This is a genomic window from Rhizobium sp. IBUN (assembly GCF_000510625.1).
Classification (GTDB): Bacteria; Pseudomonadota; Alphaproteobacteria; order Rhizobiales; family Rhizobiaceae; genus Rhizobium; species Rhizobium altiplani.
Window position 1 is genome coordinate 24,659 of record NZ_AZNV01000050.1, and the last position, 10,256, is coordinate 34,914.

At 56.7% G+C, this 10,256-nt stretch carries 6 protein-coding genes, 2 pseudogenes and 1 riboswitch; of the genes and pseudogenes, 3 read left to right on the plus strand and 5 right to left on the minus strand.

What is annotated here, in order from left to right:
• Positions 1 to 534: 534 nt before the first annotated feature.
• From RHIBUN_RS34235 to RHIBUN_RS0128865, 4 genes and pseudogenes are all read right to left on the minus strand, one after another.
• On the minus strand, positions 535 to 891 hold the full coding sequence (locus tag RHIBUN_RS34235; protein ID WP_245271749.1) for a PAS domain-containing protein: 357 nt from the start codon (positions 889 to 891) through the stop codon (positions 535 to 537).
• A gap of 95 nt (positions 892 to 986) precedes the next feature.
• The gene (locus RHIBUN_RS0128850; protein WP_025662267.1) at positions 987 to 1,964 is read right to left on the minus strand and encodes a hypothetical protein; all 978 of its coding nucleotides are present in this window, start codon (positions 1,962 to 1,964) and stop codon (positions 987 to 989) included.
• Positions 1,965 to 2,938: 974 nt separating this feature from the next.
• Positions 2,939 to 3,240, minus strand: a pseudogene (locus RHIBUN_RS35895) (thiamine pyrophosphate-dependent enzyme); the annotation flags it as partial.
• Between the two features lie 89 nt (positions 3,241 to 3,329).
• Complete coding sequence (locus RHIBUN_RS0128865) at positions 3,330 to 5,267, minus strand: TetM/TetW/TetO/TetS family tetracycline resistance ribosomal protection protein (RefSeq protein ID WP_025662269.1); 1,938 nt, start codon at positions 5,265 to 5,267, stop codon at positions 3,330 to 3,332.
• Between the two features lie 446 nt (positions 5,268 to 5,713).
• Between RHIBUN_RS0128865 and RHIBUN_RS0128870 the strand changes: the two genes are divergently transcribed.
• The 3 genes from RHIBUN_RS0128870 to RHIBUN_RS0128890 all read left to right on the plus strand — a co-directional run bounded on the left by RHIBUN_RS0128870 (position 5,714) and on the right by RHIBUN_RS0128890 (position 9,240).
• Positions 5,714 to 6,817 (plus strand): NADH:flavin oxidoreductase/NADH oxidase, encoded by a 1,104-nt coding sequence (locus tag RHIBUN_RS0128870; protein WP_025662270.1) that lies wholly within the window; start codon positions 5,714 to 5,716, stop codon positions 6,815 to 6,817.
• 87 nt (positions 6,818 to 6,904) lie between these two features.
• Positions 6,905 to 7,049: riboswitch (FMN riboswitch) on the plus strand.
• A gap of 114 nt (positions 7,050 to 7,163) precedes the next feature.
• Positions 7,164 to 7,790, plus strand: coding sequence for a 3,4-dihydroxy-2-butanone-4-phosphate synthase (gene ribB / locus RHIBUN_RS0128880; protein ID WP_025662271.1), 627 nt, complete (start codon positions 7,164 to 7,166; stop codon positions 7,788 to 7,790).
• 1,108 nt (positions 7,791 to 8,898) lie between these two features.
• Complete coding sequence (locus tag RHIBUN_RS0128890; RefSeq protein WP_210164519.1) at positions 8,899 to 9,240, plus strand: hypothetical protein; 342 nt, start codon at positions 8,899 to 8,901, stop codon at positions 9,238 to 9,240.
• A gap of 696 nt (positions 9,241 to 9,936) precedes the next feature.
• Here RHIBUN_RS0128890 and RHIBUN_RS34240 read toward each other — a convergent pair.
• Positions 9,937 to 10,256: pseudogene (locus RHIBUN_RS34240) on the minus strand (transposase); the annotation flags it as partial.

Genomic DNA, 10,256 nt, shown 5'->3' on the forward strand with positions numbered 1-10,256 from the left:
TCACTTTGTTGACGCGTCGCTTCAGGCCAAAAAACCTCGTGATCAGATCGAAGATCGAAGCCACTAGGCCAACCGCTAAGCGTGGTTGTGCCGTTCCGAGTGTCTTTTCATCGACGCCCGTCGTTCTAATTTTTCTCATAATGGATCGCGGCGTTCCAACCGCGCCTTCTTCAAGCATCGGAGATGATTGGTGGAGCTTGTCTCTTCGACAACTCCGAACCGCCAGTCCGACTAAGATCTCAGCTTGAAAAGGGACAGCTCTTAGAGCCTACAGAAGCAGGCGAAATCTCAACCGGCGGCGGAGCGCGAAATGATGAGTTCTGCCATTGCACGCCTCCTGTAGGTTGTGTCACCGAGCCTGAGATACCTGTTTCGCGGCCGTTTTGCAAGGTGGGCCTTTGTCGGAGGGCGGTATCATTGGTTGTTTACGGAGAGAGGGGACCGGCGAGAGGCGGGATCGCTTCGCCAGCGGAACATTGATCTGCTGCGATCTCGTGATGTTGCATGGCGGGTCGGTCAAAACGTCTAGAGCATTCAGTGAATAGTAGCGCGACCGGGCTCCGTTTCGGCCGGCACCACAATGCCAGCATAGTGGACGGGATTGTTCTTCGCGATCCCGAGGCATCGGCCGAAGGCGGATACAAAAACGTCAGATCCATCCGCATTATGTGATAGGTAGCGCCGGACAGTCGGATGTTGAGCGATAATGGCATCGCTGATCTGTCTAGCTAGTGCTGCCACGTCGTTAGGATGGACGCGGTCGAGATTGGTCTGGACCAGCAAGCTTCGCTCCGTTTCGTGTGGATCGAAACCGAACAACTCGGCGAGGGCACCGTCCGCGTACACGAGGTCGGCCCTTATGTCCCACGTGAACAAGCCAGGGTCAGGCATTCGTTCACCCGATACATCTGTGACGAACAAATGCTTTGCGTCCGGCACAAATGGTCCTCTGGTTGCTTCTGCTAGCATGCCAAGGGCCGCCGTTCTCAGCGTTTGGAATTGCTAATCCCTTCAGGTTTAATATCGCTATCTCCGAATGGTGCTGCGACCGCTGCCGCGATGGACTGCGCGATGGCCGTTTGGACATCCAGAATGCTCCGGCCCTTGATATCGGCGTTGTAGTCGCTCGACCACACGACCGCACCGTCCGCGCGGACTAGTCGCGCGATTGCTCGCAGAGCATCTCCCTCCAGACGGATGCTTCCCTGCAACCTGTATGTCGCAGTCGCTTCAGTGGCGTTTGGTTTCCCATCCTCGACGAGGACGACCAGCTTTTTGAACTTCACGAGATCGACGAGAATTTCACTATGTAGCCCGCTCAAGACCTTATCGGAGACCTTTGTTTCCTCATCGGTTGTAAAGCGCTCGACCAAAATCGTTGTCCTGTCAGCGCTTGTCCCTGCCTGTTTCAAAGCAGCATTATTCCGTTCGGCAAAAGATGCCATCGCCACGGCAGCAAGTATGATCAGTCCGGCGCCGATCATGATCCAACGTAGCAACCTGACGTCGCGCTTTGGCAACTCGGCTGTCGGCTGCTCGGTCGATGACGTGTCTGCGTGAGGGACTGTTTGCGCTTCGTCTTCAATCCTGACGCGACCATCACTGGCCCGCTTCGCGAAGTTTGGAACGTAACCGCCAGTCGGAATGGCAATCAGTACCTCATCCATTGAGCCGCTCTTGAGGTAGTAGCGCTCAAGCGCACGGCGAAGCTGCTGCGCTGCTATTCGCACGCAAGGATCATTCTGAGCATCGAATGACTGGTCACGTCCGAAAACGCTGGTCGCGATCGTGAATGCCTTCAGATAGGCGGCGCGTCCCTCAAGGGTCTCGTTCACGACGAACTTTAAGAACCTGCGCCCGCGATCCGCCAGAACGAAGTCCGGGCTCGACAGTATGCGGTCCAATTGTTCTCGCGCCTCGGCTGGAGAAGGTTGTGAATGCACGCTTTCGAATTGACTTCTCATCGGGTCCTCCGACAAGTACACAACTAGAGGTGATAAGCTTTACCAACTTATCGGCGTGCATTGACGTGACAATTAACTTTATCAATCGCACCCAAAAAAGTCGTGCAAATTTATGTGAAGGGGCAGGAGCGACAGCAAACAGAGCATACCGTAAATTACTTCCGCACCCGCTCATGGCTGTTGCACAGTCATAAAGTATTGGACCGCCATTGGGGAACGACCGGATGGGAATGGGCGGCGGCAGCGGGATCGGGCAATCTGGATTGCGTCGGCTGATGCTGAAGCTGCCAGCGCAACGCCCACTCCTTCAAAAACTGCCCGGATCTACCTCATGGCCACACTTTTGCGACCTGCTCGAAGCTTACGAGGAGGCTTGCGTTGCTCTGGAGTCCTTCCGGCATGACGGTGCTGACCGCTCCTTTATCTTGGAGTACGAGACGATGGTCGCTGAATTGGAGGCTGAGGTTATCCGCGACCTCGAGCGGGTTATCATGTGGCCTCGCAACTGAGGGGGCTGCATTATGGCTCGCTAAGGTCTGGCAACCAAGCCCGCCGTTGAAGGCGGCGATTGGAATAAAGCGGTGTCCATTGCGGTAACATACGCCTCTACCTCGGTGTTCTTACTTCGATGCCGAGACATGACAGTCCCCGTTTATCACCCGCCGCGCAGGCAAGTAGCTGACGCGCATCACGCAGCACGAGGAATTGGATGCTAGTCATCCCAATACGCGACGACGAGGGTAACGAGCGTAACTTCGCTTGTACCGCTCTAAGCTTCGAAGACGAATTTGTGGCCATAGTTTCTTGCGGAGTGACGTATCGCTTTCGGACTGCCGGAATAATGGGAATTGTTCCCGTCGACGGTTCTGAAGCGCGTGGGGACCTCAGGAGGGCATCGTGCGGTCCATAACGGCCAAAGGGACGCTTCGCTATTAGTACACGCGGGGCGATGGCCATACTAACCCGAGGCCGAAGAGGACAGCGTGCGCCCGGTTGGCGAATATGATGGTCAGTACGTCGAGGTTTTCACGGGCCTGTGTCCACAGGGCTTGCACAGTGTACATGGCGCTTCCGTCCGCCTGCAGATTGATGACTTTCCTGCCGGACATGCAATTGCTGCGCCTGTGGAGAGAGGTATCCCGCACCCAATGGCTCCTCCCGTCGTCATCAGGTAATCATGCGGGGCTGCGGCGGCAGATAGCTCGAAGAACCTACGCGCAGACGTGATCGCTTCATCGGCGACGATAGCATTGTCCGGGAGTTTCTGGGCGACCATGAGGAATGGGTTCGTTCGTTTGGCGACTTGAGGTGGGCACATGGTCATTATGTGGGAGCGGTGCGTGCGGTGCCGCTCCCGCGATTGTCTCAATAGATCGCCCGAAGATAGTTGATGCGATCAAAGGGATTTGCGCCCGTGCGAGCGCGAGCACGAGGCGGGACCGCAATGGGGCTGTGATGATCGAACGCGCTCTCCAAATCCCCGGCACCGCCGGATAGTCCGGGCAGGACCCGTCGCATAGCCTGGATCTGAGCGGAGGTAACCATACCTCGCAATTGGGCGATACCACCTTCAATCAGCGTTTCCTCGGTCGACGCTCCTGATTTTGCGAGTGCGACCTGCACGTTGGGTAATGCGGTTGCGGGGACCTCAAGCCGAAAACGCTCCATGGGCTCGCAGATGATCGTTTGCGCAGAAGTAAGAGCTGCGGCCAAAACGAGTGGTGTAAGCCCTCGGAAATCAGCCGCAGTGCTAGACGGCGAGTGATGTCGGACCGAAGTGAGCGCGACATGACAGTCGATTACCTGCCACCCATGAATGCCAGCCTTTAGGGTTTCGGATACCGTCTCCTCGATGGCTCGGTAAAACCCAGCCGGCATTTGTCCCACATCCACTTCCATCGCGAAACTATTGCCTGTCCCTTCCGGGCGTGGCTCGACCCGCAGCCCAATCGTTGCACGAAAGGGGTTCGGCTCCTTGAAGATGACTTCAAGTCCGCGTCCTGTCCCAATCGGCCGCTCGACAAGGATGACCGTACTTTCTTGAAACACCGCGCCAACTCCGTAGTCTGCAAATAACGTTGACTGAATGACTTCCTTCTGAACCTCGCCATAAAGCGACAGATACATTTCACTCGCATCTTCATTTGTGCGCAGGTTGATCAATGGATCCTGTTCCGACAGGTGTTGCAGGGCAACCCATAAAGCGCGGCTTTCCGACGGTCGTTGCGGTGTGACCTGGGTCTCCAGTGTCGGTGGTGCGAATTGCCCTTCGATATAAGAGCGACCGTCTGCTCCAACTTCATCCCCGATCCGCGCGTCGGCTAGTCCCCCAATCTTAGCGATCTGACCGGCGCGTACATATTTATGTCTATGCAGGTTTCCTTCGCCAAAAACCTGGATGCTCGTTACCTTAGCGTTGCCAGTTGGCAGTTGAAGATGTCCACGCGCGGCTACCGTGCCTGAAGTCAGGTTAAGGTAGGCGAGCTTCTCTCCGCCCCAACCGCGCTCGATTTTGAAGATGCTTCCCTTTACCGGGCCGTCAGGAGAAGGGGTTCTGCTGGGCAAAAGTGTCTCGATTGCTAAGAGGAGTTCCGACACACCGGTGCCGGTCATTGCTACCCCGCAGTACACCGGATGCATCAGGCCATTGGCGACCTGATCCGCCAGGGCTTTGGTAAGCCGCGCTGGCGTCAACCGCTCCGAAGCAGCAACGAAATCGCGAAGCAGGCAGTCGTCATTGACGGTGAGCATCTCGCAAAGGCCCGAAAAACCCGGATCGTGGCTGACATCGATTGATTTAGCGGTCGCAACGCGGGTTCCGATATCCCTCGCTTCCATCATCGCTATCGGCCGCACCGCCAATTGCTTGGCGATGTCTGCAACGACGTCGAGGTAACGCGCTCCCATCCGGTCGATCTTGTTAACAAAGACAAGGAACGGAATGCCAAGTCGCTGCAGGGCGCGTACCAGCACTCGCGTCTGAGCTTGTACGCCTTCGACGGCCGATACGACCACAATGGCCGCATCGAGCAACCGCAATATTCGCTCGACTTCGGCGATGAAATCTGGGTGACCGGGAGTGTCGATCAGGTTGACGTCCAGATCGTTGATCCGGAACGACACTACAGCCGAAGCGATGGTTATCCCGCGTTGTCGTTCTATGGCGAGGCTGTCTGTTTGGGTGTTGCCGCCATCGACACTGCCGAGTTTGGCGATTGCACCTGTATCGAAAAGGAGGCGTTCCGTAAGGCTAGTCTTGCCTGCATCCACATGAGCTAGGATGCCCAAATTTAATGTGCGCATGATCCATCAACTTCTCAAGATTTCGGGTTTGAACTTGTTGAGAAGTCACTCGGCGCATTGGGGCCTCCAGGATAGAGAGCTATCTGTATCTCAAGTTGGCGATACCCTTAGAACTTGTAGTGATGCTGAGAAATTTCGTCAAGCGAGAGGCTGTCGACGGTGGCCTCTTCAGCAGAAGCTCATCGTGGAAGGTCCGCAGTGTGTGGATCGTCAAGAAATGAGTAGCAAGCGGTGAGCTAACGAAGAGAGGCAGACCGATCGCAGGGATAGCGTCGGAGCGGCGAGTATATGAATGCTATGAGCCAAGCGCCAGCTCGACTCTGGAGTACCATTTCTGCGGCCGGGAAGTGGCAACTCAAAGACAATATGTTATTGAAAAGCCCGCTCAACGGAAGCCGTTGAAAGTAGACCTCTTGAAATGGAATTTCCCTGATCAAGGAGACCCAATGCCAAACCCTGTTCTGTTTTCCCCTTTCCGGGTTGCCGGGCTGGAGCTTGCGAACCGCATCGTCATCGCGCCCATGTGTCAATACTCAGCGGAGAATGGATGCACTACTGACTGGCACCTTATCCACTTGGGGCAGCTTGCGCTCTCCGGCGCGGGTTTGCTGACCATCGAGGCTACCGCTGTAGTGCCAGAAGGGCGGATCACATTCGCGGATGTCGGTCTCTACGATGACGCAAGCGAAGCTGCCCTAGCTCGGACGCTGGATGGAGTGCGCCGATATTCGGATGTGCCGATTGCTATTCAGCTTGCCCACGCCGGTCGCAAGGCGTCGACAGATATCCCATGGCTGGGAGGCAAGCAGATCCCGCCAAGCTACGATAATGGTTGGCAAACTGAAGCGCCTTCTGGCGTGGCATTCCTTCCGGAGTACGTGCCGCCTACAGCGCTCGATCAGGAGGGACTAAAGCGTGTTCGCGACGCATTCGCCGCGTCGGCAAAACGTGCTGCCAGTATCGGCATCGACGCTGTCCAGATCCACGGTGCGCATGGCTATCTTCTGCATCAATTCCTTTCACCGTTGTCCAATCGGCGAACCGACGACTATGGCGGGTCGATCGAAAATCGAATGCGCTTTCCTCTGGAAGTCTTCGACGCCGTTAGGACTGCATTTCCGGCGGGCAGGCCCGTGACGATGAGGGTTTCGGCGACGGATTGGGTCGAGGGGGGGCTGGAACTGGCGGAGGTGATCGTCTTTGCAAAGGAGCTTGAGGCGAGGGGATGCGACGCGATCCACGTATCGAGCGGCGGGCTGGATGCCAAGCAGGCCATTCCCGTGGGACCAAGCTATCAGGTCCCACTTGCGCGGGCCATCAAGAATGAAATCAAGATCCCAGTCGTGGCGGTTGGCTTGATAACTGAGCCTGTGCAAGCTGAGGCGATCGTAGCCACCGGTGACGCGGATCTGGTCGCAATTGCACGGGCCGCACTCTACGACCCTCGTTGGCCTTGGCATGCAGCCGCAGCGCTGGGAGGTCAGGTATCCGCGCCTCCGCAATATCTACGGTCGCAACCTTCACAGTACAAAAATCTATTCCGACCCTAAGGTTTCTACTCCGGAGTGCGGAAGGGAGTGTTCGGCAGTTTATCGCGACGTTCTCTTGCGAACTGATGCAGTGAATGTCTATGTTACGCATGTTCTCAGGGCGGGGCGTAATTCCCCACCGGCGGTATCGAGGCAACTCGGAGCCCGCGAGCGCCTTCGCAAAAGCGAAGGGTCAGCAGATCCGGTGAGATGCCGGAGCCGACGGTCATAGTCCGGATGGAAGAGAGCAACGCAGGGGTCGTCGTGTTTGGCGACGACTTGTATGCTTGTTCGCCCAAGGGAAAATTGCGGCTGTTAAAGGCCATGCTCGCCGCTCACCGCGGCAACCCTTGAAAGGCAGAAGAGAATGGCAATTTCCAAGATTGATGATGCGATCGCCGCGATTGCGCGTGGCGAGATCGTCGTTGTTGTCGATGACCGCGACCGTGAAAACGAAGGGGATCTCGTGATTGCCTCCCAAGCAATCACTCCTCAATCGATCGCGTTCATGATGAATTACGCACGTGGCCTCATCTGCGTCGCGATGGAAGGCGAAAGGCTCGACGAGCTCGATATTCCCCTGATGGTTCCGCGTAATACCGAAGTGCTCAAAACGGCGTTCACCGTGTCCGTGGACTATATCCCAGAAACAACAACCGGGATTTCTGCTGCCGATCGCGCAGCGACCGTTCGGGCCCTCGTCACTGACGGTTCTCGTCCCGAGGATTTTGCGCGTCCAGGACATATCTTCCCGCTGAGAGCCCATCCAAACGGCGTTCTCTCTCGTCCAGGCCACACGGAAGCGGCGGTTGACCTTGCCCGGCTTGCTCGTCTTTCACCATCCGGAGTGATCTGCGAAGTGGCAAACGACGACGGAACGATGGCTCGGCTACCCGAGCTGGAAATGTTTGCTGAAAAGCACGGTCTTCATCTAATCACGATCGAAGATCTCATCGCGTATAGAACGATCAGCCTGTCTTCCAAGGCGGCATGATTTTCGGAACTGCAGGCGCGATTTCCTGTGGGGAATCGCGCCGAAGCTTAAGATGGACGTCAGTCGACCGGCGGGTAGCAAAGTTCGGCTGCGTGCGCCATGTCCGCCATCGGATAGCTTTTTACGGGATGCTTCCGTTCCCTTTGGCCTTTAGGCGGCTAAAAACACCCAAGTCTCGCACTGCCGCGGCTCCTAAGGCTAAAACATCCAAGGGTGGGTCGGTCGCCGACACGTTTTCGGCCCCAGCGTTAGACATCGATGGCGAAATAACTGAGCTCAGATCTCAGTTGGCTCAAAAGCGGACCAAGTGATTTCGGTGTGGCCGGACCAGCATCCGACACGAGCTTGTTGTCGTCGTCTGAAAGATAAAGCCCCTTAGCGCCCGCTGCAGCAGCCCTTGCCGTAGCTTTCCGTTGCTGTCGACTTCCGCAGAGAAAATCAGGGTGTCGGATTCTTTTGAACTATCTGCTCAAGACTCAAGCTTTACCGCCGCTCATGTTCACTCTATGTTCTGTTTCGACATAGCGAGGTGGACGCGCAGTGAGAATCGATATCCGATTGCATCGAGATAAAATGCGCTTAGCGCAAACAAAGCTGGCTTCGTTGGCCGACGACCATCCTTTGCGGGAGAAATATTACCTCTGGATACAAGAACTCGATGACCTGATGGCCGGAAGCGAGTCCAGTTTCTATGAAAGTGACTCTCGGAAGCATAACGGCGTCGTTCAAGCCCAACCGAGGGGAGTGGATGATTGTGATGAAGTCCTTGGTGAAGAAATAGATCGAAGGGGAATCAGTTTGCCTGTCGGCCCGGGAGTTGCTTGCAATGACAAGCGCCCAGTTCATTCTAGGCAGGCAGACCGGTTGAAATGCTCGGCGGGCGTTGACGCGCGAAGAAAAGAACTAATGGCCGAAAACCAATGGCTTCGTGACATGCTTGGGCGATATGGCAATTCGGTCGACGACGGGCGAAGGCAGCGCGCCGCATCCCCTTGCGGGGGGCAGCCAGCAAACGATGCCTCTGACCGGCCAGTTGTCGCGCTTCTCGATAAGCCACTATCGAATAAACGTTGAGTGCTCTACCATACAAAGCTCCAAGAGGCTTCGGTTGACGGAGATGACTTTGGAAAAGGGCAAAACCTACCACATCAATGGCGAAGGCACGAAGCGACAGGAGGCAACCCTACGTCAACGCCTTCGGCTCAAGTGGCTGCCTTTTGGAGACGGCGCCAAACCCGAGGCGATTGATCAATACGAGCGGTTTCTTGCTCTGGCGGATGATGAACAGCGCGTGTTTATCGCGACGCTCGACGCCGATGAAGCCGAACTTTACATCGCATTGATGGCCGCCAGGGCGACGTATGTCGATCCCACCGATCGGAAAGATGGAAGCATTACGGAAGCCAAGGTTAAGGCCCATCCCGAACGGTATCAATGGAAGCCGGAGTAACGCGCCGCCTGGCAAAGCGCGACATTACCGCCTACTATCGCTAGCCCTACTACTTACCCTTGGTAGCTGCGGTCTTCTTTTGCTCAACGATAGCAGGGGTCGTCCCAGCCCATGCCAGTCCGTTGGCAAAGCTACTGCAGGCCTTAGGTGCGCCAACAAGGAAGATCGCCGACAGAAGTTGCCCGTTCATCCTCTCCCGGGCTTGCTTGATGTCGGCTCCTTTAGCGCTAGTGCGCGTGCTCGCGCCAAGTTGCTCTCGGCATCCGACCTCATGGCTGCAATCGAGCCGTATCCGCCGAAGACCGGACAGTTGCGGGCGACAGCTTCTGCACCAGCCTAACGGTTCAGGCGCGCCTCCATAGGCGAGACCACTGGTGGTGGTCGCGCAAAGCGGTCAGCGTAGTGGCTTCTGTAACGGGCCTTAAGTCAATCCCTTGTGAGCTTAATCCCTCGCCGAGTGCTTGCTTCTGTCCGCAGTCGGCACTTGGCCGCTGCTTTATGGGTCTGCTGAGGACCGGCTGGCCAATCTAGCGACGCGCAATCACGTAGTGTTGCTGCCACAGCTGCGGCCTAGCCCGTCCATCGTCCCGGCGAAGGGACCTTGCTCNGGGGGGCTGATGGCAGTGCCCGCCCGAAACCTGTCCGGTTGTCTGTTTCCGGCTCAGGCGGCCATGGCTGCCTGAGCCTTGTGGGAATGAAGGTGGTTCCATCCCTGAGCATATGGTGCAACACCACCGCCAGCTTACGGGCCAGCGCGACACGCGCCTTTCTGGGNCCCGCACGTCTGGCGACCGCCAGTGCCCAGCTTTTGAGATCCGAGCCTTTGACCGGTCGCGTGAGGATGACGTTGGCCGCCTCGTAGAGCGCGGTTCGTACGCCCACATCGCCAATCTTCGAGATGCGACCGCTATAGTCGGTCTCGCCCGATTGATACTTCTTCGGCGTCAATCCGAAATGCGGCCCCACTGCTCGGGATGAGCGGAAACGCTCCGGCGTATCTACGGCCGCCACGAATG